Here is a 24,560-nt window from a genome sequence, read left to right as displayed (position 1 = left end):
GCTGGTAGAAGGAGGAGAGCTCCGTGAACGTATTGATTTTGACGGGGAAGTTCTGCATGGGTCACTGGTCGGTGTCCAAGTCGTTGGCCCAGCAGATTCAGGATGCCTATCCCGGCGCCCAGGTGCGCATTGAGGATCTGGTGAATTACGCCATGCCGGAGCTCTCCGGTGTGGTATATAAGGGATACAACCTGCTGGTCACCTGCGGCCCGGCGCTGTTCAACGCCTATTATAAGCTGACGGAGAACACCCCGGCCCACGTCTGCTTCTCGGGCCACTTTGTGGAGAAGCTGGAGGAGCTGCTGGCGGAGAGCCGGCCCGACGCGGTGATTGCCACCCACCCCTTCTGCGCCCAGGTGGTGTCCCGGTATAAGGAGCTCAGCGGGGACAAGCTGCCCCTGCTCACCTGTGTCACCGATATCTCGGCCCACTCCGAGTGGATCTGCGAAGGGACCGACTGCTACATGGTGGGCAGCCGGGAGGTGCGGGAGGAGCTGGCGGACAAGGGCGTGGACCCGGTCCGGATCTGCGTCACCGGCATCCCGGTCCGGGCGGAGTTTCTCACTCCCCGCCCGGTGGAGCGGCGGGTACGCGGAGCGAACGAGCCCCGCCGGCTGCTCATCATGGGGGGCGGCCTGGGTCTGATGCCCAGAAGCGACGGCTTTTATGAGGCGCTGGACGCCCTGCCTGGTGTCCGCACCACCATCATCACCGGCGGCAACCGCCGGCTGTATGAGCGCCTGGCGGGAAAGTACGCCCATATCCAGGTTCTGGGCTTTACCGACCGGGTATACGACTACATGTCCCAGTCCGATCTGGTCCTGACCAAGCCCGGTGGGATCACCACCTTTGAGGCCATTTTTTCCGAGCTGCCCATTCTGGCCTGGGAACCTTTCTGGGAGCAGGAGCGGAAGAACGCCCGGTTCCTGGTGGACCAGGGCATCGGCCGGGTGGCGGGCAAGGAGAGCGGGAAATGCCTGAACGCCATTCGGGAGCTGATTTACGACCAGCGGGCGCTGGATACCATGTCGGCCAACATGCGCCTGCTCAAGGGTGTGCTGGAGCCGGACCGCCTGACGGGAATTGTGGCGGCCGCGGCCCGTGTGAGCGAGGTGTGCGCCTGATGCAGAGAAAAAGCAACCGGATCGGCCCGGTGATTCTGGCAGTCCTGATGGTCATCACCTTCTGGGTGCTGCTGCGGGACATGCCGCTCGCCCGCCTGCAATCGGTACTGTGGCAGCTCAGGCCGGGCTGGCTGGTGGGCGGCCTGGGGCTGATGCTGCTGATGCTGTGCTTTGAGGCTTCCTGTACCCGTCAGATCCTCCCCTGCCTGGGTCACAGGACCAGCCTGCTGCGCTGCCTGAGCTATTCCTTCGCGGGATTTTACTTCAGCGCCATCACCCCCTCCGCCACCGGCGGTCAGCCCGCCCAGATCTACTGTATGGCCAGGGACGGGGTCTCCGCCGCCCACGGCACGCTGAACATGCTGCTGCTGGCCATGTGCTATCAGGTGACGCTGCTGCTGTTCGGCGCACTGGCGGCGGTGCTGTTCCCCTGGCTGCTGGTGGAGATGGGCAGCGGCATGATGCTGTTGCTGTTTTACGGCATCCTGGTGAATGTGGCGCTCACCGTGGGGATGCTCTGCCTGATGTTTCTGCCCAACGCCGCCCGGCGGATCTGCAGCGGGGTGCTTTCGCTGCTGGTGAAGCTCCGCCTGGTCCGGGACCGGGCGGGCGCGGAGACCCAGCTGGAGCGGCAGATGGAGGAGTACCGCAGGGGCGCGGACTGCCTGCGGCGCAATCCCACCCTGCCCGTCCGGCTGCTGGGGTGTACCGTGCTCCAGCTGGCCGCCCTGTTCAGCGTCCCCTTTATGGTCTACCGCGCCTTCGGACTCAGCGGCCACGGGGTGCTGGAGCTGCTGGGCGCCCAGGCCCTGCTCACCCTGGCGGTGGGTTCCCTCCCCCTGCCCGGCGCGGTGGGCGCCTCCGAGGGGGGCTTTTTGCAGGCCTTCCGCCTGTTCTTCGGGGCCGGGCTGGTGACGCCGGCGGTGCTGGTGGCACGGGGTATCAGCTTCTACTCCTTCATGGTACTCAGCGGTGTGATCTCCCTGGCGGTCCACCTGTATGTCCGGAAAAGCCGTGGGACGGGGCATGTATCTCCCCTCCCTAGGCCGGCGCGGGAGACCGCCGCGTGACGGTGTCCCGCGCAGCCGGAGGAAACCGCCCCGAAGCGAAAAGCGCGCTTCGGGGCGGTTTCCTCTTGTGCCGGGCCGCCCGCTGCATTATAATGGCGGCAGAAGCTACACAGGAGGCGGGAGTATGTACTATTTAGGCATTGATCTGGGCGGCACCAACGTGGCCGCCGCCGTCGTGGACGGAGAGGGGGCCATCCTGGGCAAGGTCAGCCTGCCCACCCCCAGGGGGGTACCTGCCGAGGAGGTGGCCGATCAGATGGCCGCCGCCGCCCGGGCGGCGGCGGAACGGGCGGGGGTGACCCTGGAGCAGGTGGAGTCGGTTGGCATCGGCTCCCCCGGCACCATTGAGCCCCAGTCAGGACTGATCAAGTTCTGGTCCAACCTGAATTTTGTGGATGTACCCCTGACAGCTATGGTGGAAAAGCGGCTGGGAAAACAGATTTATCTGGAAAATGACGCCAACGCCGCCGCCCTGGGGGAATATGCCGCCGGGGCGGGAAAGGGCAGTCAGTCCATGGTGGCCATCACCCTGGGTACCGGAGTGGGCGGCGGCGCGGTACTGGGGGGCAAGCTGTATACCGGTTTCAACTACGCCGGTATGGAGGTGGGCCACTTCGTCATCGAGCACGGCGGACGGCTGTGTACCTGCGGCCGGAAGGGCTGCTTTGAGGCCTACTGTTCCGCCACCGCCCTTATCAAGCGGACCCGGCAGATTATGGAGCAGACCCCGGACTCCCTGCTGTGGCAGCTGGCGGGAGGCCTGGAGGGGGTCAACGGCCGTACCCCCTTTGACGCCGCCGCCCAGGGGGATGCCGCCGCCGGCAAGGTCATTGACGAGTACGTGGACTATCTGGGCTGCGGGGTGGCCAGCCTGGTGAATATCTTCCAGCCGGAGGTGTTCTGCATCGGCGGCGGTCCCTCCGCCCAGGGAGAGACCCTGATGGCTCCGGTGCGCTACATTCTGAATCGGGAGGACTACGCCCGAAACAGCGTCCACCGCACCCGCCTGGTGCGGGCCGCCCTGGGCAACGACGCCGGTATCATCGGCGCCGCCCTGCTGCCCCTGTTCCGGTAAGCAAAAAGGAGCCCGCCGCGGCGGGCTCCTTTTTATGCCACGGGGCTGTACCCGCAGCAGGTGTCCTGCTCCTTCTGCGCCCGTTCCCCCTCTGGCAGGGGAAACAGCAGCAGGGACAGCCCAAACAGCGCCGCCGCCGTCGCGGCGCCGGCCTCCAGCTTGTGCTCCTCCAGCCAGGGACGGTAGGGTTCCAGCCCGGGAAACTTTGCCGCCGCCCCCCAGAGCACCGCCGCCAGGCCGCCGCACAGGATCAGCCGGGCTGCGGCCGTTTTTTGATCCGGTTTCAGTTCCATGAAGCGCCCCTCCTTTGTACCCAGTATAGCGGGGAACGGGAGAACTCAGACCGGAAACTTTCACGGTCTCCGAAAGAACTGTGGAAATCAGGGGGAAAATATGAGGAAACCGTTAAGATTTGCCTGCCGCCCTTGTCCGGCGGGAATAAATCCAGTATAATGCCAACAAAAGACCAGAAAAGCAGAGGCGGGAGCATGGCGAACAAAAGACCGCGCCGGAAGGTACCGGCGGAACCAGCGCAGCAGACCCGGCGGGAGGTACCCCGGGTGACAGCGGACCCGGACAAGGGGCTGAACCTGTCCCAGGTAAAGGAGCGGCAGCACCACGGCTGGGCCAACGACCCGGTGGAATCCCCCACCAAGACCGTGGGGCAGATTGTGCGGGCCAACTGTTGCACATTTTTTAACTTTATCTTTCTTGTCCTGGCGGCCCTGCTCATCGCGGTGGGGTCCTTTGACGATATGCTCTTTCTGCTTATCGCCCTGGCCAACACCGCCATCGGCATTTTCCAGCAGCTGCGCTCCAAGCAGACGGTGGACAAGCTCAGCCTGCTGGCGGCCCCCCGGGCCAACGTGGTGCGGGAGGGGAGCGTGGTCTCGGTGCCGGCGGCCCAGCTGGTGCGGGACGACGTGGCGGAGCTGGCCTCCGGGGAACAGATACCTGCCGACGCCACGGTGCTCTCCGGCCAGGTGCAGGTGAACGAGGCCCTTATCACCGGCGAAGCGGACGCCATTGTGAAGAACCCGGGGGACGAGCTGCTCTCCGGCTCCTTCGTGGTGGCCGGCCGGTGCCGGGCCAGGCTGGACCGGGTGGGAGCGGACTCCTACGCCTCCAAGCTCACCCTGGAGGCCAAGAAAGACGTCACTGTGGGCAAGAGCGAAATGATGTCCTCCCTGGACAAGCTGATCCGAATCATCGGCATCCTGTTGGTTCCCATCGGGGTGGCGCTGTTTATCAAGGAATACTTTTTCCTGGAGCGCACCGCTCAAGAGGCGGTGATCTCCATGGTGGCCGCCCTGATCGGCATGATTCCCGAGGGGCTTTACCTGCTCACCAGTGTGGCCCTGGCGGTGAGCATGATCCGCCTGGCCCAGGGCAAGGTGCTGGCCCAGGACATGAACTGCATCGAGACCCTGGCCCGGGTGGATGTGCTGTGTGTGGACAAGACCGGCACCATCACCGAACCCCAGATGGAGGTGGGGGAGGTGGTCTATCTGGACCAGGAGAAATACGCCGAGACGGTGGTCACCGAGACGCTCAACGCCTTTTATAAGGTGATGGAGGCGGACAACGACACCGGCCGAGCCATGCAGAAGAAGTTCCACGGCACCTCCGTCTGGCACGCCGCTCAGGTTATCCCTTTCACCTCGGCGGCCAAGTGGAGCGCCGCCGTGTTCCCCGGCCACGGCAGCTTTGTGGTTGGCGCGCCGGAGTTTATCCTGGGCCAGCGGTACGCCGACCTGAAAGAACAGGTGGAGCCCTGGTCCGCCAAGGGGTACCGGGTGCTGCTGGCGGCGGAGTATGACGGCGTGCCGGACCAGCGGCAGGGTCTGGACCCCCGGCGGGTGTCCCCCATGGCCCTGGCCATGCTGGCCAACCGGGTACGTCCCGCCGCACCCAAGACCTTCCGCTACTTTGCCCAGCAGGGGGTGGCGGTAAAGGTCATCTCCGGAGACAACCCGGTGACGGTGTCCGAGGTGGCCCGCCAGGCGGGTATAGAGGGGGCGGACAAGTATGTGGACGCCGCCACCCTCCAGTCCGACGCCGCCATCGAGCGGGCGGCGCGCCAGTATACCGTATTCGGCCGGGTGACTCCCAACCAGAAGCGCAAACTGGTACGGGCGCTCCAGAAGGAGGGCCATACCGTGGCTATGACCGGCGACGGCGTCAACGATGTGCTGGCCCTGAAGGACGCCGACTGCGGTATTGCCATGGCCTCCGGTGCCGACGCCGCCTGTCACGCCGCCCAGCTGGTGCTCCTCAACTCCGACTTCTCCGCCATGCCCAAGGTGGTGGCGGAGGGGCGGCGGGTGATCAACAATATCCAGCGGGCCGCCGCCCTCTACCTGGTGAAGAATATCTTCTCCTTCTGCCTGGCCATCATCTCCCTGTTTGCCACGGTACCCTACCCCGTCACCCCCCTCCAGCTGTCTCTGCTCAGCGCGGTGACCATCGGCGTCCCCTCCCTCTTCCTGGCCCTGGAGCCCAACCACAGCCTGGTGAAGGGCAAGTTTTTGGCCAATGTGTTCCGCTCCGCCCTGCCCGGGGGTCTGGCCGACCTGATTGTGGTGCTGGGGGTGGAGGCATTCTACCTGGCCTTCGGCTTTACCACGGAGGAGCTGTCCACCATCTCCGCCATTCTGCTCATTGTCATTGGCATCCTGGTGCTCTATCAGGTGTGCAAGCCCTTTGACTGGAAGCGCCGGGTGCTGTGGGGAGCCATGACGGGCTCCTCGGCGGTGACCATCCTGTTTTTTGGGGAAAACTTCGGCCTCAGCCTGCTGGAGCTTCAGCCCTTCCTGGTGCTGCTGGTCTTCCTGGGATTGTCCTATTCGGTGCTCAAGCTGATGCTCAACCTGTTTGAGCTGGGCAGCTCCCTGGTGGATAAGGGGCGGAGCCTGCGGGGGAGGCGGAGGACATGACGCTGCGTCCCTACCGCCCGGCGGATTGCCCTGCCTTGGCCGCGCTGTTTTATGAGACCGTCCACACGGTCAATGCCCGGGATTACAGCCCCCGGCAGCTGGACGCCTGGGCCAGTGGACGGGTGGATTTGGCGGCCTGGAATGCTTCCTTTCTGGCCCACACCACACTGGTGGCGGAGGAGGAGGGAGCCATCGTGGGATTTGCCGACCTGGCGCCGGACGGCTACCTGGACCGCCTGTATGTCCACAGGGACTGGCAGCGGCGGGGGGTGGCATCCGCCCTGTGCGACGCCCTGCCCGGCGCCAGGGTGACCCATGCCTCCCTGACCGCGCGGCCCTTTTTTGAGCGGAGGGGTTGGCGGGTGGTACGGGAGCAGCAGGTGGAACGCCACGGCGTCCTGCTGACCAACTTTGTCATGGAGTGCTGAAAAAGTGCCGTGGAATCTCCTCTGCGGCACTTTTTTGCCCGCTCTACCGCCAGTCGGTTGCCAAATTGGGCCTCGGGGTCCTACAATGGCGGGGAAGGAGGCTGTGCCATGTTTGAAATTGATCGGGAGGCCTTTGGGGCCTTCCTTGTCCGGCTGCGGAAGGAGAAGGGCCTGACCCAGAAGGAGCTGGCTGAAACGCTCTACGTGTCCGACAAGGCGGTGAGCAAGTGGGAGCGGGGGCTGAGCCTGCCCGACATCTCCCTGCTCACGCCCCTGGCCGAGTGCCTGGGAGTGACGGTGACCGAGTTGCTCCGGGGGGAGCGGCTGGGGCCGGAGCCCCTGCCGGTGGAGCAGGTGGAGGAGCTGGTGGCCGGATCCCTGGAGCTGTCTGGGAGCCAGCGGCAGCAGAAGCGGAAGAACCGGAAGGGGAGAGGGATGCTGTTTGCCCTGTCCGCGGCGGCATCCCTTCTGGAGCTGCTGCTCCTGCGCGGGTTGGGCTTCTCCTGGCCGGCGCTGTGGAATGACCTGGGAGTGGTGGAGTTCCTGTGCCTGCTCTTCGGAGGTTGGTTCTGTCTGTTCGCCCCCGACGTATTGCCCGCCTACTACGATCAAAACGACATCAGTTCCTTCAGCAGCGGCCCCTTCCGGCTGAACCTGGCCGGTGTCCGCATCAGCAACCGGAACTGGCCCTATCTCCTGGGCGCCGCCCGGTGGTGGACGCTGGTGACGCCGGTGGTGTTTCCCCTGCTCTACCTGGCCCTCCAGTGGTTTGTCCCGCTGCTGTGGGCGGAGGGGAGACTGTGGCTGACGCTGATGGCCTGTCTGGGCCTGTTTGTACCGATGATCGTCGCCGGCAAGCTCCATGAGTAAAAGCCACAAATTCCGGCGTTTCTCCTTGCCTTTTTTCAGAGAGACTGATATAATGAACAAGATCAATTAAAAGCACTTGCAGCCGCGGAGTACCGCATCAGGGGAAGCCGGTGAAAATCCGGCGCAGTCTTACCTCTACTGTAAGCGTGGACGAAGGCGCACAGGCCATTGGCCCCACAGGGCTGAGAAGGCGCGCCGGAGGAGGAAGCGCAAGCCAGGAGACCCACTGCAAGGGCGTTTGCGTAGCTCTGAGGTGGAGAGGTGCGGCAGGTTTTGGCGGCATGCCCTCCCTCATTGTTGGGAGGGCTTTCTTTTTGGAAAGAGAGGATGGGAATGGCGAAGTTGGAGGTCTATCTCCCGGTGGGAAAGACGCAGCTGCGCTGCGGCTATACCACCGGAACCTGCGCTGCAGCGGCGGCCGCCGGGGCGGCCAGGCTGCTGCTCACGGGTGAGAGCCTGCCCGCCCTGGCTGTGGATACCCCAGCCGGAATCCAGGTGGAGGCGGAGCTGCTGGATTACGCCGCCGGTCCAGGCTGGGCATCCTGCGCCGTGCGCAAGGACGGGGGGGACGATCCCGATGTCACCGACGGCACCCTGATCTGCGCCCGGGTGGAGCGGCGAAGCACCCCCGGCGTAAGCATTGACGGCGGTGTGGGTGTGGGCCGGGTGACCCGGCCCGGCCTGGACCAGCCGGTGGGGGCGGCCGCCATCAATTCCACCCCCCGCAGGATGATCCTGACCCAGGTGGAACAGGCCGCGGAGGCGGCGGGCTATACCGGCGGCCTGGCGGTGACCATTTCGGTACCGGAGGGGGAAAAGCTGGCCGGACACACCTTCAATCCCCGGCTGGGTATTGTGGGCGGAATCTCCATCCTGGGTACCGGGGGCATTGTCCGTCCCATGAGTGAGGCGGCCCTCATCGACTCCCTCTATCTGGAGCAGGATATGGCCAAGGCGGCGGGGGTGGAGGATCTGCTGATAACCCCGGGCAACTACGGGGACGCCTTTGCCCGGGAAACCCTGGGTCTGGACCTGTCCAACCGGTGTACATGCAGCAACTACCTGGGGGCGGCCATCGACCACGCCGCCGGTCTGGGTTTCCGCTCCCTGCTGGTGGTGGGTCATCTGGGCAAGCTCATCAAAGTGGCCGCGGGAGGGATGAATACCCACTCCCGGGTATCCGACGGGCGGCGGGAGACCCTCACCGCCCATGCCGCCCTGGCGGGCGGGGACGCAGTGCTGCTCCGCGCCCTGTTCGACAGCCCCACCACCGACGCCGGGCTGGCGCTGCTGACAGAGGCAAATCTGCTGGAGCCGGTGATGAACTCCGTGGCGGCTGCCCTGGAGGAGCAGCTCAGGCACCGTGCGGGGCCGGAGCTGGAGATCGGGGCGGTTTTTTTCTCCAATCAATACGGCATACTGGGAAAGACGGCGGGAGCGGAGGCGCTGCTGGCCCTCCACCAAAACGGGCGGCCCGCCCCTGCCGACACCTGACGCCCGTAGGGACTGATGCGTACATCGGTCCCCACTGATACAGACAGGAGCATGAATTATTATGGTACATTTCATCGGCGCCGGCCCTGGCGGGGCCGACCTTATTACCGTACGGGGTGCCAGACTGCTGGGGGAGGCGGATGTGATCATTTATGCCGGCTCCCTGGTGAATCCCGCCCTGCTGGAGTACCGGAAGGCGGATTGTCAGGTCCACGACAGCGCTTCCATGACCCTGGAACAGGTGGTGGAGGTGATGGCCGCCGCCGAGGCGGCGGGGAGCACCACCGTCCGGCTCCACACTGGCGACCCCTCTCTCTACGGGGCCATTCGGGAGCAGATGGACGAGCTGGACCGGCGGGGCATCTCCTACGACGTGACCCCCGGTGTCTCCTCCTTCTCCGGAGCCGCCGCCGCCCTCTGCGCGGAGTATACCCTGCCGGACGTATCACAGTCCGTTATCATCACCCGCATGGCGGGCCGCACGCCGGTGCCGGAGGGGGAGCGGCTGCGCAAGCTGGCCGGTCACGGCTGCACCATGGTGCTCTTTTTGTCCACCGGTCTGCTGGAGCAGGTGGAAAAGGAGCTGGCGGCGGGAGGGTATCCTCCCCACACTCCGGCGGCCATCGTGTACAAAGCCACCTGGCCGGAGGAACGGGTATACCGCTGTACGGTGTCCACCCTGGCCCAAACCGCCCGGGAAAACCACATCACCAAGACAGCGTTGATTACAATTGGTAATTTTTTAGGAGAAAAATACGAAAGATCCAAGCTGTATGACCCCACCTTTACCCATGAGTTCCGGGAGGCCAGCCGGTGAGGGCTGCGGTGGTTGCCTTCACCCGCCGGGGGACGGAGCTGGGACGGCGTCTGGCGGACAGTCTGGGTGCGGATCTCCATGCCCCCGCCCGGTTTGCCGCCCAGGTGGGGGCGAAGGGATGGGACAGCCTGGAGGTATGGACCGCCCGGATGTGGAGAGAGAGGGACGCCCTGCTCTTTGTGGGAGCCTGCGGCATCGCCGTCCGGGCCATTGCCCCCCATGTAAAGGATAAATTCACCGATCCTGCCGTGGTGAGCGTGGACGAGGCGGGACGGTTTGCCGTCCCCCTCCTGTCCGGTCATGTGGGCGGGGCCAACGAGCTGGCCCGCCGGGTGGCCGCACTCACCGGCGGCCAGGCCGCCATCTCCACCGCCACCGACGTCAACGGCCTGTTTGCGGTGGATGTATGGGCGGAAGCCCATGCCATGGCTATAACGGACCGGAGTCTGGCAAAGGAAATTTCCGCCGCCCTGCTGGAGGGGCGGGAAGTGGGCTTTGCCAGCGCGTTTTCCCACCCCTGTCCGGCGGGCCTGACGGAAGGTCCGGCGGAGCTGGGGGTGTGGGTCACCTGGGGGACGGGGACGGGTCCCTTCCCCCGCACCCTGCGGCTGGCCCCCAGAGGGCTGATTCTGGGCATCGGCTGCCGGAAGGGGACGGACGTAAAAACCATCCAGGCGGTGGTGGACGAGGCGCTTGCCGGTTATGAACCCGCCGCCGTGGAACGGGTGGCTACCATTGATTTGAAACAGGACGAGCCCGGCCTGCTGGCCTTCTGCGCCGCCCGCAGTCTGCCTCTGTCCGTATTTTCGGCGGCGGAGCTGGCGGCGGCGGAGGGAGAGTTTACCCCCTCTGATTTTGTGAAACATGTCACCGGGGTGGACAACGTGTGCGAGCGGGCGGCGGTCCGGGCGGGCGGCACCCTCTTGGTCCCCAAGCGGGCAAAAAACGGCGTCACCGTGGCAGTGGCGGGGAGGAAGATACCATGAAAGTGACAGTCATCGGGCTGGGACCCGGCGGAGGACCCGACCTTACCGGCCGGGCCAGGGCCGCCCTGGCGGCCTGCGACCTTATTGTGGGCTATACCGCCTATATTGACCTGGTGAAGGGGGATTTTCCGGAAAAGGAGATGCTGTCCACCGGGATGCGCCGGGAGGTAGACCGCTGCCGGGCGGCGGTGGAGGCCGCCCTGACGGGGAAAGACGTGGCGGTGGTGTGTTCCGGGGACGCGGGAGTGTACGGCATGGCGGGACTCATCTACGAGGTGGCCCAGGACTATGATCCCATCGAAATTGAGGTGATTCCCGGCATCACCGCCGCCTGCGGCGGGGCTGCCGTGCTGGGAGCCCCCCTGACCCACGACTTTGCGGTGATTTCCCTGTCCGACCTGCTTACTCCCTGGGAGAAGATTGAAGGGCGGCTCGCCGCCGCCGCCCGGGCGGACTTTGTGATCTGCCTCTACAATCCCGCCAGCAAGAGCCGCCCGGACTACCTCCGGCGGGCCTGCGATATCCTGCTGCGGGAGAAGGACCCGGACACGGTGTGCGGCTATGTGCGCAACATCGGCCGGCCGGGGGAGGAGGGAGTCATGTGTCCCCTGTCCAGGCTGCGGGATGCCCAGGTGGACATGTTCACCACCGTCTTTATCGGCAACAGTCAGACCAAGTGGCTGGGAGGGAGGATGGTCACGCCCCGGGGCTATCTCCAGCGGGGGGAGTAAGATGGATGTGCTGCTTTTCGGCGGTACCGCCGAGGGCCGGGAGCTGGCGGCGTGGCTGCTGGCCCGGCGCGTCTCCTGCCTGGTGTGCGTGGCCACCGAGTACGGCGAAACCCTGCTCCCCCGGGGGATACAGTCCCATGTGGGCCGGCTGGACCGGGCGGAGATGGAACAGCTCATGGCGTCCCGCCCCTTCACCCATGTGGTGGACGCCACCCACCCCTACGCTGCGGAGGTGACGGCCAACATCCGGGCGGCGGCGGGTGCGGCGGGGCTGCCCTGCCTCCGGCTGGTGCGCCGGTCCGACGGGGCAGAGCGGTACCCCAGGGCGGAGAGCATGGCCGCGGCGGCGGACATGCTGGAGGGCCTGCCGGGGAACGTACTGCTTACCACCGGCAGCAAGGAACTGGACGCCTTCGCCCGGCCCGGCCTTACCGAGCGCTGCTTTCCCCGGGTGCTGCCCCTGCCGGACTCCCTGGAGCGCTGTCTGGAGCTGGGTTTTCCGCCGAAACAGATCATCTGCATGCAGGGTCCCTTTTCCAAAGAGCTGAATGTGGCCCTGCTGAAGCAATATCACATTAAGACCCTGGTGACCAAGGACACCGGCGGCTTCGGCGGCTTCCGGGAGAAGGCGGAGGCCGCGCAAGAGGCGGGAGCCGCCCTGCTGGTAGTGGAGCGGCCCGGCGCGGAACAGGGCCTGACCCTGGAGGATATGCAGGAGAGGCTGAAGGAGGAAGGGGCATGAAGGTCTATCTCATCGGGGTGGGCATGGGAACGCCGGGGACCATCACCCTGGACGGACTGGAGGCCATCCGGACCTGTCCGGTGCTGGTGGGCGCTCCCCGGCTGCTGGAGCCCTGGGCGGAGAGCCACCAGTGCGTTCCCCTCATCGCCGGGTCCGATATTGCGGAATATATCGGCAAGCGGCGGGAGGAGGGACCGGTAGGAGTGCTGCTCTCCGGAGACACCGGCTTTTATAGCGGAGCCAGGCGCCTGTGGTCCCTGCTGGAGGAGCATCAGGTGATCACCATTCCCGGCGTCTCCTCCCTGAGCTGCTTCTGCGCCAGGCTGTGTCTGGACTGGCAGGATGTGAAAATTGTCAGCGCCCACGGCCGCAGCCACAATGCGGTGGGGGAGATTCAGCGCAATGCCCGCACCTTTGCCCTCACCGGCGGGTCTACCAAGGCCCAGGACATCTGCCGGGAGCTGACCCGGCGGGGACTGGGAGCGGTGCAGGTATGGGTGGGGGAGCGGCTGGGCTATGACGGGGAGCGGATCGCCGCCGGCACGGCGGCGGAGCTGGCGGAGGAGAGCTTTGCCGACCTGTCGGTGCTGCTGGCGGAAAACCCCAATCCGGTGACCCGGCCCTTTCAGAGTCCGGGCCTGCCCGACGGCTCCTTTCTCCGGGGGGATGTCCCCATGACCAAGGAGGAGGTGCGGACCCTGGCCCTGTCCAAGCTGCGGCTGGCGGAAGACCATGTGGTGTGGGATGTGGGAGCCGGAACCGGCTCGGTGTCGGTGGAGTGCGCCCTTGCCTGCCCCGCCGGGCAGGTGTTCGCCGTGGAGAGGAAGGCGGAGGCTCTGGCTCTGCTGGAGGAGAACAAAGCCCGCTTCCGCGCCTGTAACCTGGCTGTGGTCAGAGGGGAGGCCCCCGCGGCCCTGGAGGAGCTGCCCGCCCCCCATCGGGTATTCATCGGCGGCACTTCCGGGAAATTGAGTGAGATTCTCAGGGTAATTTTTGAGAAAAATCCCGCCGCCCGGGTGGTGTGTACCGCCGTCACCCTGGAGACGGTGGCGGAGGCCGCCCGGCTCTTCGCCGGGCTGGAGGGGGCGGAGATGGTGCAGGTGTCGGTGACCCGCACCAGGCCCGCCGGGCGCTACCACCTGATGGATGCCCAGAACCCGGTGTGGATGTTCTCCGGGGAGGGGCGGGCATGAGCACCCCCCGGCTGCTGCTGTGCGCCGCCGCCAGCGGGGGCGGCAAGACCACCGTGACCTGCGCCATCCTCCAGGCCCTGATGAACCGGGGAATAAACCCGGTGGCCTTCAAGTGCGGCCCGGACTATATCGACCCCATGTTTCACAGCGAGATCATCGGGGCCAAAAGCCGGAATCTGGACCTGTTTTTCCTGGGGGAGGAGAAGACCCGGTATCTGCTGGCGAAGAACAGCGCCGGGGCGGGGCTGTCCCTTTTGGAAGGGGTTATGGGGTATTACGACGGTATCGCCATGAGCCATCAGGCCAGCGCCTACCACCTGGCCCGGGTCACCTGTACCCCGGCGGTGCTGGTGGCCGACGGCCGGGGCAGCGCCCGCACCGTGGCGGCGGTGGTCCATGGACTGAAGACCTTCCGCCCGGACAGCGGGATCAAAGGCGTAATTTTAAACCGGGTGTCCCCCATACTCTACCCCCGCTTAAAGGAGTGCATCGAGGCCGAGACCGGCCTTGCCGTATACGGCTATCTGCCCAATCTCCCCGCCTGCTCCCTGGAGAGCCGCCACCTGGGTCTGGTTACCGCCGGTGAGGTGGCCGGTTTGAAGGGAAAACTCCAGGCGCTGGCGGCCCAGGCGGAGGAGAGCTTGGATTTGGACGGCCTGCTGGCCCTGGCCGCCTCTGCGCCGCCGCTGAATGTCACGCCCGTCCCTCTGCCGCCGCCGGTGGAGGGAGAGCCGGTTATCGCCGTGGCGAAGGACAAGGCCTTCTGCTTCTATTACGCCGACGGCCTGGAGCTGCTGGAGACCCTGGGGGCAAGGCTGGCGGAGTTCTCCCCCCTGGCGGACGGGACCCTGCCGAAGGGGACCTGCGGACTCTATCTGGGGGGCGGCTACCCGGAGGAGTATGCCAAAGAGCTGGCGGGCAATCACAGCCTGCTTCAGGAGATCCACTATAAAATCTTGCACGGCCTGCCCACGGTGGCCGAGTGCGGCGGATTTCTCTATCTCCACCGCAATCTGGGGGATGCGGACGGCCGGTACAGCTGGCACATGGCGGGGGCCGTTTCTGGGGACGCCCACAACACCGGCAGGCTGGGCCGGTTCGGATACGTCACCCTGACGGCCCGGACGGACGGCCTGCTGTGCAAGGCGGGGGAGTGCTTCCCCGCCCATGAGTTCCACTACTGGGACAGCACCACACCCGGCGGGGACTTCCGCGCCCAAAAGCCGCTGAGCGAGCGGAGCTGGGACTGCGGCTTTCACACCCCCACCCTGTACGCCGGCTTTCCCCACGTGCACTTTTGGGCCAGGCCCCAGATGGCCCGTAATTTTGTGGCGGCGGCACGCCGCTACCAAACGGAGGAATCGCTATGACACTGGAAGAAGTGGTACGCTCCATCATCCCCGCCGACCAGAACGCGGCGGCGGCGGCCAAGATCCGCTGGGACTCCATTGCCAAGCCTCTGGGCAGCCTGGGTGCGCTGGAGGAGGCGGTCATTCGCATGGCGGCCATCACCGGCACTCCCGACGTGGACATCTCCAAGCGGGCGGTGGTGGTGATGTGCGCCGATAACGGGGTGGTGGCCCAGGGCGTTACCCAGACCGGACAGGAAGTTACCGCCATCGTGGCGGAAAACATGTCCACGGGGGATACCAGTGTGTGCGCCATGTCCAGGCTGGCGGGAGCGGAGGTGGTGCCGGTGGATATCGGCACCGCCACGCCGCTGAACGGGGATCGGATTTTGCAGAAGAACATCCGCCGGGGTACCGCCGACTTTACCCGGGGACCCGCCATGACCCGGGCGGAGGCGGAGCAGGCGGTGCTCACCGGTGTGGAGATTGCCAAGGAGCTGTGCGGGAGAGGCGTGCGCCTGCTGGCCACCGGGGAGATGGGGATCGGCAACACCACCACCTCCTCCGCTGTGGCCGCCGTCTTCCTGGCCCGGGACCCGGTGGACATGACCGGCCGGGGAGCCGGGCTGTCCAGCGAGGGACTGCAGCGGAAGATCCGGGCCATTGAGACCGGCATCGCCTGCAACCGGCCCGATCCAAACGACCCCCTGGATGTGGTGAGCAAGGTGGGGGGGCTGGACCTGGCGGGACTGGCCGGGGTGTTTTTAGGGGGCGCCCTGTGCCATGTGCCGGTGCTGGTGGACGGCTTTATTTCCTCGGTGGCCGCCCTGATCGCCGCCCGTCTGTGTCCCTACAGCCGGGACTATATGCTGGGCTCCCACGCCTCCGACGAGCCGGCCAGCCGCCTGGTGCTGGCGGAGCTGGGCCTGGAACCCTTCCTCTACGCCGGCATGCGGCTGGGAGAGGGGACCGGCGCGGTGGCGGTGATGCCCCTGCTGGATATGGGCCTGGCGGTGTACCGGGAGATGACCACCTTTGAAGCTACCAACATCGAAGCCTATCAGCCCTTGACGTGAGTCCAGGGCGGAAACCGGTTTTGATATCCACGCGCCTTCGCCGCGCAAAGGCGCTTGCGGCCGCCGCGGCCACAAGTTAAGGCGTACTGTGCAGGCGCGTGGTCCTGTTCCGCACCTGTTTGGAAATAGGGAGGGAGAAGCAGCCGTGCTGATTTTGGTATCCGGCGGAGCCGGCAGCGGCAAGTCGGAGTTTGCCGAAGGACTGGTGGTTTCCTCCGGATTGCAGGAGCGGATTTATCTGGCCACCATGCAGGTGTGGGACGCCGAGAGCACCCGCCGGGTGGCGCGCCACCGGGCCATGCGGGCGGGAAAGGGGTTTTCCACTCTGGAGTGTCCCACTGGACTGGAACAGCGGGAGCTGCCGGCGGGGTGCGCCGTGCTGCTGGAGGACCTGTCCAATCTGGCCGCCAACGAGTACTTTGCCCCTGAGGGAGGCGGGAAGGCCGCCTTCGGCCGGGTGCTGGCGGGAGTCCGGCGGGCCGCCGCCCGGGCGGCGCTACTGGTGGTGGTCACCAACGAGCTGTTCTCCGACGGGGTGCGCTATGACCCGGAGACCGCCGCCTATCTGGAATTGCTGGCCGATCTGAATCGGGCCATTGCCGCCCGGGCGGATGATGTATACGAAGTGGTGTGCGGAATCCCCGTGACCTGGAAGGAAGAGAGAACTTGAAAAGCATGATCGTTGCCTTTGCCATGTACTCCAAGCTGCCCATGCCCAGGGTGGACTGGGAGGAGAAGGCCCTGTCCTGGGCGCTGTGCTGGTTCCCCCTGGTAGGTGCGGTCATCGGGGCGGCGCTGTACGGCTGGATGGCCCTGGCGGAGTTTCTGCATATCGGCTCCGCCCTGTTTGCCGCCGTTGCCCTGCTCCTGCCCATCGCCTTCAGCGGCGGCATCCATCTGGATGGTTTCTGCGACACCTGCGACGCCCTGTCCTCCCACCAGAGCAGGGAGCGAAAGCTGGAGATTTTGAAGGATTCCCACACCGGGGCCTTCGCCATTATCTGCTGCGGACTCTACCTGCTGGTGTTCTTCGGCGCCTGGTGCGAGGTGGAGCTTACGGAGCGAACCGCTGTGGTGCTGGCCCTGGGGCCTGTCCTGTCCCGCAGCCTGTCCGGCTTCTTCGCCGTCAACATGCCCAACGCCCGGGGTACCGGGATGCTGGCCACCTTCACCGGGCCTATGGACAGGTTCAAGGCAGACCTGGCGCTGGGAGCATGGGTAGCCATGTGCGGGGTGGCCATAGTGGTCGCCGCGCTGGCGGAGGGCGGGGCTCTGCTGGCGGGCGCGTTCCTGGTCTGCCTGTACTACCAGGCGATGTGCAAAAAGCAGTTCGGCGGCGTCACCGGCGATTTGGCGGGCTTTTTCCTCCAGACCTGCGAGCTGGTCATGGTGTTGGCGGTGGTGATCGCCCAGAAGGTGGTGGCGGTAGTATGACCCTGATTATCGGCGGCGCGGCCCAGGGTAAGCTGGACTATGTGCTGAAAAAAACCGGATACGGTCCGGAGCAGGTGGCCCGCACTCCGGAGGAGGCCCGGACCCTGCCTGTTTTCGACGGGGTGGAGGTGTGGTCCGACCTGGACGAGGAGGCGCTGCTCTCCGCCAATCCCGACATCATCCTCATCTGTGACGAGGTGGGCTGCGGGGTGGTGCCGGTGGACCCGGACCAGCGGGCCTGGCGGGAACAGGTGGGGCGGCTGTGCTGCCGCCTGGCCAAGCGGGCGGAGCGGGTGGAGCGGATTTTCTGCGGTCTGCCCATGACATTGAAAGGAGATCCCCAGGCATGGAACTGATTCTCATACGCCACGGCACCACCCAGGGCAACCTGGAAAAGCGGTTTGTGGGTACCCTGGACCTGCCCCTGATTCCTCAGGGGGAGGCGCTGGCCCGGCGGGTGGGTACCACCCTGCCCCGAGTGGAGCACATCTACACCAGCCCTCTGAGCCGCTGCCGCCGGACGGCGGAGCTGCTCTGGCCCGGGGTGGAAAGTACGGCGATCCCTCAGCTGCGGGAGAGTGATTTCGGCCCCTTCGAGGGGAAAAATCACGAGGAGCTGAAGGATGACCCCCTGTATCAGGCCTGGATCGGCCAAAGCGGTACCCGCCTGAACTTTGCCGCCATGCCGGTGGGGGAGAGCGCTGAGCAGGTGGTGGCGCGGATGTCTCGCGGCCTGGAACTGCTGACGGCGGACGCCCGGCGGCGGGGCTTCCAGCAGGTGGGCGTGGTGTCCCACGGCGGCTCTCTCATGGGCCTGCTGAGCAAATACGGCCGGCCGGAGCGGAGTTATTACGGGTGGATGTGTCCCAACTGCGGGGGCTTCCGGGTTTCCGTGGACCCGGACACCCTGGAGCTGACGGTTCTGGAGGAGTACGGGGGATGAGTTGGGCAATTATGCATCTGCTGGCCCTGCTCATCGGTTTCTGCCTGGATTTGCTGCTGGGGGACCCCCACTGGGCGCCCCACCCGGTGCGGGCTATAGGCGCGCTGATCGCCGGACTGGAAAAGGGGCTGCGCAGGCTGTTCCCCAAGTCCCCTGCCGGTGAGCTGGCAGGGGGTGTGGTGCTGGTGGTCTTTACCCTGGCCATCCCCACCGGCCTGACGGCGGGAGTGCTGTGGGTCTGCCGCCAGGCCAGCCCCTGGCTGGCTCTGGGGGTGGAGAGTGTGCTGAGCTACCAGCTGCTGGCCACCAAATCCCTGGCCGCCGAGAGCCGGAAGGTGTACGACGCCCTGAAGGCAGGAGACCTGGACAAGGCCCGGTATGCCGTGTCCATGATTGTGGGCCGGGATACCGCCGTCCTGGACGAGGCAGGGGTGTCCCGGGCGGCGGTGGAGACGGTGGCTGAGAACGCCTCCGACGGAGTGATCGCCCCCCTTCTCTTTCTGGCCGTGGGGGGCGCACCCCTGGGTATGCTCTACAAGGCGGCCAACACCATGGACTCCATGGTGGGCTACCGAAACGAAACCTACCTGTATTTCGGGCGGACGGCGGCCAGGCTGGACGATGTGCTGAACTTCCTCCCCGCCCGCATGGCCGGGGTACTCCTGTGTCTGGGTGCGGCGGCGGCGGGATATGACGGGAAAAACGCCTGGCGGATCTTCCAGCGGGACCGGAAAAACCACAAGTCCCCAAACTCCGCCCACACCGAGGCGGCCTGCGCCGGCGCCCTCCAGCTCCGGCTGGCGGGTCCCAACTTCTATTTCGGCAAGCTGGTGGACAAGCCCTACATCGGGGACGACCAGCGGCCCATTGAGCCCCTGGACATCCTGCGGGCCGGGCGGATTCTGTACGCCGCCGCCTTTTTCGCTCTGCTGCTCTTCTGCGGACTGCCGCTGCTGATCCTATTGTTCCCATAGGGGCCGATGCCCGCGTCGGCCCGCATTTCCACAGGCAAAGGAGTACGGCTATGTTTCCATATACCCACGGCGGAGATATTCTCACCGCCCAGGCCGCCTATGGCGGGCCGGTGCTGGATTTCTCCACCAATCTCAATCCTCTGGGAATGCCGCCGGAGGCGTCCGCCGCGGCGGCGGCGGCGGATGGGTCGGCCTATCCCGATCCCCTGTGCCGCCGCCTGTGCCGGGCCATTGCCGCCCACGACGGGGTGGAAGAGGGGCAAGTACTGTGCGGCGGCGGCGCCGCCGACCTGATTTTCCGGCTGGCCTTCGCCCTCCGTCCCCGAAAGGCCCTGGTCACCGCTCCCACCTTTTCCGAGTATGAGCAGGCCCTGACCTGCGTAGGCTGTCAGGTGGAGCGCTATCCTCTGGTCCGGGCCGGGTGCTTTGATCTGGAGGAGGGCATATTGGCGGCCCTCACCCCCGGGGTGGAACTGGTTTTCCTGTGTACGCCCAACAACCCCACCGGCCGGCTCATTTCTCCCGGCCTTCTGGAGGAAATCGCCCGGCGGTGCGGCGCCCTGGGCGCCCGGCTGGTGGTGGACGAGTGCTTTCTCTCTCTGGCAGACGGAGGGGGGCCTGGCCTGGCTCCCCGGCTGGAGGAGTTTCCCGGTCTCTTTCTGCTCCGAGCCTTTACCAAAAGCTACGCCATGGCCGGCCTGAGGCTGGGCTACGGCCTGTCGGCCGATCGGGAGCTTCTGGCGCATCTAAGCCGGTTTGCCCAGCCCTGGAGCGTATCCGCCCCCGCCCAGGCGGCGGGACTGGCGGCCCTCGCCCAATGCCCCGGCTGGCCGGAACGGGCCAGGGCGCTGATCGCCGGGCAGCGGCCCGCCCTGGCGGCGGGACTGGCGGAGCTGGGCTGCGATGTGATACCCTCCCAGGCCAACTACCTGCTCTTCCGGGTGGAGCGAGTGACGGATCTGAAGGACCGGCTGCTGAGCCGGGGAATCCTGATCCGCTCCTGCGCCAACTATTTCGGCCTGGGCTCCGACTGGTACCGGGTGTGCGTCCGAGGCGGAGCGGAAAACCGGCGGCTGCTGGCCGAACTGAAAGAGGTGCTGTGATGGCAAAGGCAATCATGCTCCAGGGGACTGCCTCCAACGCGGGCAAGTCCCTGCTCTCGGCGGGACTGTGCCGGATCTTCCGTCAGGACGGTTACCGGGTGGCCCCCTTCAAATCCCAGAACATGGCCCTCAACTCCGCCATCACCCCGGACGGACTGGAGATGGGCCGGGCGCAGGTGGTACAGGCCGAGGCGGCGGGCATCGCCCCCGATGCCCGGATGAATCCCATCCTTCTCAAGCCCACCAGCAGTGTGGGCTCCCAGGTGATTGTCAACGGGATACCCCGGGGTACCATGGCGGCGGGGGAGTATTTCCGCTACCGAAAAAGCCTGATCCCCGAGGTGATGGCGGCCTATCACGCCCTGGCGGCGGAGTACGATATTCTGGTTATCGAGGGGGCGGGCAGCCCGGCGGAGATCAACCTGCGGCAGGACGACATTGTGAACATGGGCATGGCCCGCCGGGCCAACGCCCCAGTGCTGCTGTGCGGGGACATTGACCGGGGAGGCGTGTTTGCCGCCCTCTACGGCACGGTAAAGCTGCTGGAGCCGGAGGAGCAGACGCTGATCCGGGGACTTATCATCAACAAGTTCCGGGGGGATGTGGAAATTCTCCGCCCAGGCCTGGGCCAGTTGGAGCAGCTCACCGGAAAGCCGGTGCTGGGAGTGGTCCCCATGCTGGACGTGGATGTGGACGACGAGGACTCCCTGTCCGGCCGCCTGTCCGCCGCCGGCAAGGTGGGACTGGTGGATATCGCCGTCATCCGCCTGCCCCGGCTCTCCAACTTCACCGATTTCAATCCGCTGGAGCGAATGGAGGAGGTTACCCTCCGCTATGTGGGAAGCGGGAAGGAGCTGGGAAAGCCCGACCTGATCATCCTCCCCGGCACCAAGAACACCATGGATGACCTGCGCTGGCTGCGGCAGAGCGGCCTGGAGGCTGCCATCCTGAAGCATGCCGCCGCCGGCGGGGCGGTGGTGGGCATCTGCGGCGGCTATCAGATGCTGGGGCAGAGCATTTCCGACCCGGAGGGGGTGGAGGGCGGCGGCGGCCTGAGGGGCCTGGGGCTGCTCCCCGCCGAGACGGTATTCCAGGGGGAGAAGACCCGCACCCGGGTCGCCGGGACCTTCCGGACCCCGGCGGGCCTGTTTGAAGAGATGGCCGGAGTTCCCTTTGAGGGATATGAGATCCACATGGGGCGCACGGCAAGTGCCGCGCCCTCCCTGGTGTCCTTTACTGACCAGACCGGAGCGGTCCATACCGACGGCCTTGCCGCCGGAAATGTGTGGGGCTGCTACGTCCACGGCCTTTTTGACAAGGCCGGGGCGGCGGCGGCCCTGGTGAACTGCCTGCTGAAGGCCAGGGGCCTGGACCGGTCGGCGGCCAGCGTGGACTGGCAGGCCTATGCCCAGCTCCAGTACGACAAGCTGGCCGACGGCCTGCGCGCCAGCCTGGATATGGAGCGGATTTACCGCATCCTGGACGGGGAGGAATAACATGAAAAAAGTGCAATTGCAGCGGGTGGCTCCCGCCGATATCGAGGCCCGGAGTATGGAGCTGATCGGCCTGGAGCTGGGAGAGCAGAGCTTTCCGGCAGACCAGCTGCCGGTTATCAAACGGGTGATCCACACCACCGCCGACTTTGACTACGCCCGCAATCTGGTGTTTTCCCCCGGCGCGGTGGAGCGGGGCATCGCCGCCCTCAAAGGGGGATGTACCATTGTCACCGATACCCAGATGGCCTGGTCCGGAGTAAACAAGCGGGTGCTGGAGAAGCTGGGGGGAAAAGCGGTGTGCTTCATGCCCGACCCGGAGGTGGCCGCCCAGGCCAAGGCCCGTGGGGAGACCAGGGCCGCCCTGTCCATGGAGCGGGCAGCCCAGCTGCCCGGCCCCCTCATTCTGGCCATCGGCAACGCCCCCACCGCCCTGGTGCGGGCCTGCGAGCTGATGGAGGCGGGAGCGCTGCGTCCCGCCCTGGTGATAGGAGTGCCGGTGGGCTTTGTGAACGTGGTGGAGAGCAAGCAGCTGCTGCTGGAGATGGAGGTCCCCCATATCGCCGCCATGGGCCGCAAGGGGGGGAGCAACGTGGCCGCGGCCATCTGCAACGCCTTGCTCTACCAGGCCAGCGGCAACGCCCGGGAATAATCGCCCCCAGAGGCCGGACACCGGACGGCCCGCCATACCGAGGAGGAATTGCCATGGCACAAAAAGCGCTGCTGGCGGTGTCCTTTGGCACCAGCCACGCGGATACGTTGGAAAAGACGATCGCCGCCATTGAGGCCGATCTGGCCGCCGCCTTTCCCGAGCGCACCCTGCGCCGGGCCTTTACCAGCGGCATGATTCTGCGCCGGTGGCGGCGGGAGCGGGGCGTGGAGCTGGACGATGTACCCACCGCCCTGGAAAAGCTGGCGGAGGAGGGGTATACCGACGTACTCCTCCAGCCCACCCATGTGATGAATGGGGAAGAGTACCACAAGCTCTCCGCCCAGGCGGAGAAATTCCGGCGCCGGTTTATCCGCATGGCGGTGGGAGTCCCCCTGCTGACGGCGGCGGAGGACTACCTGGAGCTGGGGCGCGCCCTGTTGGAGGTGTTGCCTCCCCGGGCGGCGGAGCGGGTGGTGGTGTATATGGGCCACGGCTCGGAGCACCAGGCCAACTCGGCTTACGCCCTGATGGAGTATGCCTTTCACGACCTGGGCCGGACGGATATCCTGGTGGGGACGGTGGAGGGCTATCCTGACTTTGCCGCCGTGCTCCGCCGTCTGGCGGAGCGGCCCCAGGCGAAAGAGGTGGAGCTGCGCCCCCTGATGACGGTGGCGGGGGACCACGCCAAAAACGACCTGGCGGGAGAGGAAGAAAATTCCTGGAAACATGTCCTGGAGAGTATGGGATACGGCGTAACCTGCGTTCTCACCGGCCTGGGAGAGTATTCCCAGGTGCGGGCGCTGTTTGTGAAGCATGCCGGACAGGCCCAGGCGCAAGCGCCTGTTTAATATAGAGAAGGGCCGGGAAAAGGGAAGACGGGTGAAACTCCCGCGCAGTCCCGCTGCCGTAAGAGAAGAGCCGCCGCGCACCATGTCACTGGGGAGATCTGGGAAGACGCCCGGCGGCAGAGAGGCTCAAGCCGGAAGACCTTGCCCGGTCCGGTAATCCAACCACCTACGAGCGATAGGAAAGGATGAAACGACTATGAGACAATCCGGATTCAATCGGTTCCTCCTGACGGGAGGAATGCTGGCGGCGCTGGCGGGCAGCTTGATGGTGAACGCCGGGGCCATGCACATTGCCGAGGGCTGGCTGCCCGTCAACTGGTGCCTGCTGTGGGGGGCGGTGTGCATCCCCTTTGTGGTGGCGGGCTTTCTGTCCATCAAGCGGCGGATTGACCAGGCCCCCCGGGCCAAAATCCTGCTGGCCATGTGCGGAGCCTTTGCCTTCGTGCTCTCCGCCTTGAAAATTCCCTCCTTCAGCGGCTCCTGCTCCCATCCCACCGGGGTGGGCCTGGGGGCCATCCTCTTCGGACCCCTCACCATGGCGGTGCTGGGTCTTATTGTGCTGCTTTTCCAGGCCCTGCTGCTGGCCCACGGGGGCCTTACCACCCTGGGAGCCAACACCTTTTCCATGGCTATAGCCGGCCCCATCCTGTCCTGGGCGGTGTACCGGCTGCTGCGGAAGATGAAGGCGCCTCCCGCCCTGGCGGTGTTTGCCGCCGCCGCCCTGGGGGATCTGTTCACCTATGTGGTCACCTCCCTCCAGCTGGGGTTGGTGAACGGGGGCATGGAGAAGTTCCTCGCCATCTTTGCCGTCACCCAGGTACCTCTGGCCATTGCCGAGGGGTTGCTCACCGTGGTCATCTTCAACGTGCTGGAGAAGTACAGTCAGGCCCAGCTCCAGGAGCTGCGGGTGCTGTAAGGGGGGAAGAGAGATGAAGATCTGGCAGAAAAATTTGATTTTAATCCTGCTGGTGGTCCTTCTTGCCGCCATCCCCCTGTGGCTGCTGCGGGGCGCCGAATTCGGCGGGGCGGACGGCGAGGCGGAGGTGGCCATTGCCCAGCTGAATCCCGATTATGAGCCCTGGTTTGAACCCGTTCTGGAGCCGGCCAGCGGCGAGGTGGAGTCCATGCTGTTTGCCCTCCAGGCCGCCATCGGCGCGGGAGTGGTGGGCTTTGTACTGGGCCGGGTGACCAAGCCCGACAACCATAAGGGAGCGCATTGAAC

26 protein-coding genes and 2 riboswitches are annotated in these 24,560 nt (G+C 65.9%); of the genes, 25 read left to right on the top strand and 1 reads right to left on the bottom strand.

The features are described 5' to 3' along the window. The first annotated feature begins 23 nt into the window (after window positions 1-23). The 3 genes from Q0J74_RS00195 (at window position 24) to Q0J74_RS00185 (ending at window position 3,269) form a co-directional block, all read left to right on the top strand. A complete protein-coding gene (locus Q0J74_RS00195) occupies window positions 24-1,124 on the top strand; it encodes an MGDG synthase family glycosyltransferase (RefSeq protein WP_297208813.1) in 1,101 nt (366 codons plus the stop codon). Continuing rightward, window positions 1,124-2,194, top strand: a complete 1,071-nt coding sequence (locus Q0J74_RS00190) for a lysylphosphatidylglycerol synthase transmembrane domain-containing protein (RefSeq protein ID WP_297208811.1) — start codon at window positions 1,124-1,126, stop codon at window positions 2,192-2,194. The genes Q0J74_RS00195 and Q0J74_RS00190 overlap by 1 nt, the downstream gene beginning before the upstream one ends. A gap of 124 nt (window positions 2,195-2,318) precedes the next feature. Continuing rightward, window positions 2,319-3,269 (top strand): ROK family protein, encoded by a 951-nt coding sequence (locus tag Q0J74_RS00185; RefSeq protein WP_297208810.1) that lies wholly within the window; start codon window positions 2,319-2,321, stop codon window positions 3,267-3,269. A 32-nt stretch (window positions 3,270-3,301) separates the two neighbouring features. Here Q0J74_RS00185 and Q0J74_RS00180 read toward each other — a convergent pair whose 3' ends face one another. Beyond that, window positions 3,302-3,562 carry a hypothetical protein gene (locus tag Q0J74_RS00180; protein WP_297208808.1) on the bottom strand — a complete coding sequence of 87 codons (261 nt, stop codon included), beginning with the start codon at window positions 3,560-3,562 and terminating at the stop codon, window positions 3,302-3,304. 195 nt (window positions 3,563-3,757) lie between these two features. Here Q0J74_RS00180 and Q0J74_RS00175 point away from each other — a divergent pair, with 195 nt between their 5' ends. The 22 genes from Q0J74_RS00175 to Q0J74_RS00070 all read left to right on the top strand — a co-directional run bounded on the left by Q0J74_RS00175 (window position 3,758) and on the right by Q0J74_RS00070 (window position 24,558). Continuing rightward, entirely contained in the window at window positions 3,758-6,205 is a 2,448-nt protein-coding gene (locus Q0J74_RS00175; protein WP_297208806.1) for a cation-translocating P-type ATPase, read from the top strand. Further along, window positions 6,202-6,633, top strand: coding sequence for a GNAT family N-acetyltransferase (locus Q0J74_RS00170; RefSeq protein ID WP_297208804.1), 432 nt, complete (start codon window positions 6,202-6,204; stop codon window positions 6,631-6,633). The genes Q0J74_RS00175 and Q0J74_RS00170 overlap by 4 nt, the downstream gene beginning before the upstream one ends. Before the next feature lie 108 nt (window positions 6,634-6,741). Next, window positions 6,742-7,503: a helix-turn-helix domain-containing protein gene (locus Q0J74_RS00165; protein ID WP_297208802.1), complete on the top strand. Its 762-nt coding sequence runs from the start codon at window positions 6,742-6,744 to the stop codon at window positions 7,501-7,503. A gap of 62 nt (window positions 7,504-7,565) precedes the next feature. Then, window positions 7,566-7,749, top strand: a riboswitch (cobalamin riboswitch). A gap of 87 nt (window positions 7,750-7,836) precedes the next feature. Then, complete coding sequence (gene cbiD, locus Q0J74_RS00160) at window positions 7,837-8,997, top strand: cobalt-precorrin-5B (C(1))-methyltransferase CbiD (protein WP_297208800.1); 1,161 nt, start codon at window positions 7,837-7,839, stop codon at window positions 8,995-8,997. A 61-nt stretch (window positions 8,998-9,058) separates the two neighbouring features. Next, complete coding sequence (gene cobM, locus Q0J74_RS00155; protein ID WP_297208799.1) at window positions 9,059-9,814, top strand: precorrin-4 C(11)-methyltransferase; 756 nt, start codon at window positions 9,059-9,061, stop codon at window positions 9,812-9,814. Further along, window positions 9,811-10,800 carry a cobalt-precorrin 5A hydrolase gene (locus tag Q0J74_RS00150; protein WP_297208797.1) on the top strand — a complete coding sequence of 330 codons (990 nt, stop codon included), beginning with the start codon at window positions 9,811-9,813 and terminating at the stop codon, window positions 10,798-10,800. Before cobM ends, Q0J74_RS00150 begins: the two co-directional genes overlap by 4 nt. Beyond that, a complete protein-coding gene (cobJ, locus tag Q0J74_RS00145; RefSeq protein ID WP_297208795.1) occupies window positions 10,797-11,531 on the top strand; it encodes a precorrin-3B C(17)-methyltransferase in 735 nt (244 codons plus the stop codon). Before Q0J74_RS00150 ends, cobJ begins: the two co-directional genes overlap by 4 nt. A 1-nt stretch (window position 11,532) precedes the next feature. Further along, window positions 11,533-12,273: a precorrin-6A reductase gene (gene cobK / locus Q0J74_RS00140; protein ID WP_297208793.1), complete on the top strand. Its 741-nt coding sequence runs from the start codon at window positions 11,533-11,535 to the stop codon at window positions 12,271-12,273. Continuing rightward, window positions 12,270-13,466, top strand: a complete 1,197-nt coding sequence (cbiE, locus tag Q0J74_RS00135; protein ID WP_297208792.1) for a precorrin-6y C5,15-methyltransferase (decarboxylating) subunit CbiE — start codon at window positions 12,270-12,272, stop codon at window positions 13,464-13,466. Before cobK ends, cbiE begins: the two co-directional genes overlap by 4 nt. Next, complete coding sequence (locus Q0J74_RS00130) at window positions 13,463-14,836, top strand: cobyrinate a,c-diamide synthase (RefSeq protein WP_297208790.1); 1,374 nt, start codon at window positions 13,463-13,465, stop codon at window positions 14,834-14,836. The genes cbiE and Q0J74_RS00130 overlap by 4 nt, the downstream gene beginning before the upstream one ends. Next, a complete protein-coding gene (gene cobT, locus Q0J74_RS00125) occupies window positions 14,833-15,891 on the top strand; it encodes a nicotinate-nucleotide--dimethylbenzimidazole phosphoribosyltransferase (RefSeq protein WP_297208788.1) in 1,059 nt (352 codons plus the stop codon). The genes Q0J74_RS00130 and cobT overlap by 4 nt, the downstream gene beginning before the upstream one ends. A gap of 145 nt (window positions 15,892-16,036) precedes the next feature. Continuing rightward, window positions 16,037-16,561, top strand: coding sequence for a bifunctional adenosylcobinamide kinase/adenosylcobinamide-phosphate guanylyltransferase (locus tag Q0J74_RS00120; RefSeq protein WP_297208786.1), 525 nt, complete (start codon window positions 16,037-16,039; stop codon window positions 16,559-16,561). A 5-nt stretch (window positions 16,562-16,566) separates the two neighbouring features. Then, window positions 16,567-17,325: an adenosylcobinamide-GDP ribazoletransferase gene (locus Q0J74_RS00115; protein WP_297208843.1), complete on the top strand. Its 759-nt coding sequence runs from the start codon at window positions 16,567-16,569 to the stop codon at window positions 17,323-17,325. Continuing rightward, window positions 17,322-17,681 (top strand): bifunctional adenosylcobinamide kinase/adenosylcobinamide-phosphate guanylyltransferase, encoded by a 360-nt coding sequence (locus Q0J74_RS00110; protein ID WP_297208785.1) that lies wholly within the window; start codon window positions 17,322-17,324, stop codon window positions 17,679-17,681. Before Q0J74_RS00115 ends, Q0J74_RS00110 begins: the two co-directional genes overlap by 4 nt. After that, window positions 17,672-18,268 carry a histidine phosphatase family protein gene (locus Q0J74_RS00105; RefSeq protein WP_297208782.1) on the top strand — a complete coding sequence of 199 codons (597 nt, stop codon included), beginning with the start codon at window positions 17,672-17,674 and terminating at the stop codon, window positions 18,266-18,268. Before Q0J74_RS00110 ends, Q0J74_RS00105 begins: the two co-directional genes overlap by 10 nt. Beyond that, entirely contained in the window at window positions 18,265-19,242 is a 978-nt protein-coding gene (gene cbiB, locus Q0J74_RS00100; RefSeq protein ID WP_297208780.1) for an adenosylcobinamide-phosphate synthase CbiB, read from the top strand. The genes Q0J74_RS00105 and cbiB overlap by 4 nt, the downstream gene beginning before the upstream one ends. Window positions 19,243-19,292: 50 nt before the next feature. Beyond that, window positions 19,293-20,345 carry a pyridoxal phosphate-dependent aminotransferase gene (locus tag Q0J74_RS00095; protein ID WP_297208778.1) on the top strand — a complete coding sequence of 351 codons (1,053 nt, stop codon included), beginning with the start codon at window positions 19,293-19,295 and terminating at the stop codon, window positions 20,343-20,345. Then, window positions 20,345-21,841: a cobyric acid synthase gene (locus tag Q0J74_RS00090; protein WP_297208776.1), complete on the top strand. Its 1,497-nt coding sequence runs from the start codon at window positions 20,345-20,347 to the stop codon at window positions 21,839-21,841. The genes Q0J74_RS00095 and Q0J74_RS00090 overlap by 1 nt, the downstream gene beginning before the upstream one ends. Before the next feature lies 1 nt (window position 21,842). Beyond that, window positions 21,843-22,490, top strand: a complete 648-nt coding sequence (locus Q0J74_RS00085; protein ID WP_297208774.1) for a precorrin-8X methylmutase — start codon at window positions 21,843-21,845, stop codon at window positions 22,488-22,490. 53 nt (window positions 22,491-22,543) lie between these two features. Continuing rightward, on the top strand, window positions 22,544-23,338 hold the full coding sequence (locus Q0J74_RS00080) for a sirohydrochlorin cobaltochelatase (protein WP_297208772.1): 795 nt from the start codon (window positions 22,544-22,546) through the stop codon (window positions 23,336-23,338). Next, window positions 23,302-23,502, top strand: a riboswitch (cobalamin riboswitch). Its footprint overlaps the gene before it by 37 nt. A 74-nt stretch (window positions 23,503-23,576) precedes the next feature. After that, a complete protein-coding gene (locus tag Q0J74_RS00075; protein WP_297208841.1) occupies window positions 23,577-24,254 on the top strand; it encodes an energy-coupling factor ABC transporter permease in 678 nt (225 codons plus the stop codon). A gap of 13 nt (window positions 24,255-24,267) precedes the next feature. Beyond that, window positions 24,268-24,558 (top strand): energy-coupling factor ABC transporter substrate-binding protein, encoded by a 291-nt coding sequence (locus Q0J74_RS00070; protein WP_297208770.1) that lies wholly within the window; start codon window positions 24,268-24,270, stop codon window positions 24,556-24,558. Window positions 24,559-24,560: the final 2 nt, after the last annotated feature.

It is taken from the genome of uncultured Flavonifractor sp. (genome assembly GCF_944387675.1).
In the GTDB taxonomy this organism is placed as follows: Bacteria; Bacillota; Clostridia; order Oscillospirales; family Oscillospiraceae; genus Flavonifractor.
The sequence above is the reverse complement of the archived record's forward strand: the minus strand, read 5'-3'. Positions and strand labels throughout refer to the sequence as shown.

What these genes read in the sequence shown, in the direction of transcription:
- Q0J74_RS00190 (WP_297208811.1), top strand. Translation starts at nt 1,124, where the DNA reads ATGCAGAGAAAAAGCAACCGGATCGGCCCGGTGATTCTGGCAGTCCTG.
- Q0J74_RS00185 (WP_297208810.1), top strand. Translation starts at nt 2,319, where the DNA reads ATGTACTATTTAGGCATTGATCTGGGCGGCACCAACGTGGCCGCCGCC.
- Q0J74_RS00180 (WP_297208808.1), bottom strand. Translation starts at nt 3,562, where the DNA reads ATGGAACTGAAACCGGATCAAAAAACGGCCGCAGCCCGGCTGATCCTG.
- Q0J74_RS00175 (WP_297208806.1), top strand. Translation starts at nt 3,758, where the DNA reads ATGGCGAACAAAAGACCGCGCCGGAAGGTACCGGCGGAACCAGCGCAG.
- Q0J74_RS00170 (WP_297208804.1), top strand. Translation starts at nt 6,202, where the DNA reads ATGACGCTGCGTCCCTACCGCCCGGCGGATTGCCCTGCCTTGGCCGCG.
- Q0J74_RS00165 (WP_297208802.1), top strand. Translation starts at nt 6,742, where the DNA reads ATGTTTGAAATTGATCGGGAGGCCTTTGGGGCCTTCCTTGTCCGGCTG.
- cbiD (WP_297208800.1), top strand. Translation starts at nt 7,837, where the DNA reads ATGGCGAAGTTGGAGGTCTATCTCCCGGTGGGAAAGACGCAGCTGCGC.
- cobM (WP_297208799.1), top strand. Translation starts at nt 9,059, where the DNA reads ATGGTACATTTCATCGGCGCCGGCCCTGGCGGGGCCGACCTTATTACC.
- cobJ (WP_297208795.1), top strand. Translation starts at nt 10,797, where the DNA reads ATGAAAGTGACAGTCATCGGGCTGGGACCCGGCGGAGGACCCGACCTT.
- cobK (WP_297208793.1), top strand. Translation starts at nt 11,533, where the DNA reads ATGGATGTGCTGCTTTTCGGCGGTACCGCCGAGGGCCGGGAGCTGGCG.
- cbiE (WP_297208792.1), top strand. Translation starts at nt 12,270, where the DNA reads ATGAAGGTCTATCTCATCGGGGTGGGCATGGGAACGCCGGGGACCATC.
- Q0J74_RS00130 (WP_297208790.1), top strand. Translation starts at nt 13,463, where the DNA reads ATGAGCACCCCCCGGCTGCTGCTGTGCGCCGCCGCCAGCGGGGGCGGC.
- cobT (WP_297208788.1), top strand. Translation starts at nt 14,833, where the DNA reads ATGACACTGGAAGAAGTGGTACGCTCCATCATCCCCGCCGACCAGAAC.
- Q0J74_RS00115 (WP_297208843.1), top strand. Translation starts at nt 16,567, where the DNA reads ATGATCGTTGCCTTTGCCATGTACTCCAAGCTGCCCATGCCCAGGGTG.
- Q0J74_RS00110 (WP_297208785.1), top strand. Translation starts at nt 17,322, where the DNA reads ATGACCCTGATTATCGGCGGCGCGGCCCAGGGTAAGCTGGACTATGTG.
- Q0J74_RS00105 (WP_297208782.1), top strand. Translation starts at nt 17,672, where the DNA reads ATGGAACTGATTCTCATACGCCACGGCACCACCCAGGGCAACCTGGAA.
- cbiB (WP_297208780.1), top strand. Translation starts at nt 18,265, where the DNA reads ATGAGTTGGGCAATTATGCATCTGCTGGCCCTGCTCATCGGTTTCTGC.
- Q0J74_RS00095 (WP_297208778.1), top strand. Translation starts at nt 19,293, where the DNA reads ATGTTTCCATATACCCACGGCGGAGATATTCTCACCGCCCAGGCCGCC.
- Q0J74_RS00090 (WP_297208776.1), top strand. Translation starts at nt 20,345, where the DNA reads ATGGCAAAGGCAATCATGCTCCAGGGGACTGCCTCCAACGCGGGCAAG.
- Q0J74_RS00085 (WP_297208774.1), top strand. Translation starts at nt 21,843, where the DNA reads ATGAAAAAAGTGCAATTGCAGCGGGTGGCTCCCGCCGATATCGAGGCC.
- Q0J74_RS00080 (WP_297208772.1), top strand. Translation starts at nt 22,544, where the DNA reads ATGGCACAAAAAGCGCTGCTGGCGGTGTCCTTTGGCACCAGCCACGCG.
- Q0J74_RS00075 (WP_297208841.1), top strand. Translation starts at nt 23,577, where the DNA reads ATGCTGGCGGCGCTGGCGGGCAGCTTGATGGTGAACGCCGGGGCCATG.
- Q0J74_RS00070 (WP_297208770.1), top strand. Translation starts at nt 24,268, where the DNA reads ATGAAGATCTGGCAGAAAAATTTGATTTTAATCCTGCTGGTGGTCCTT.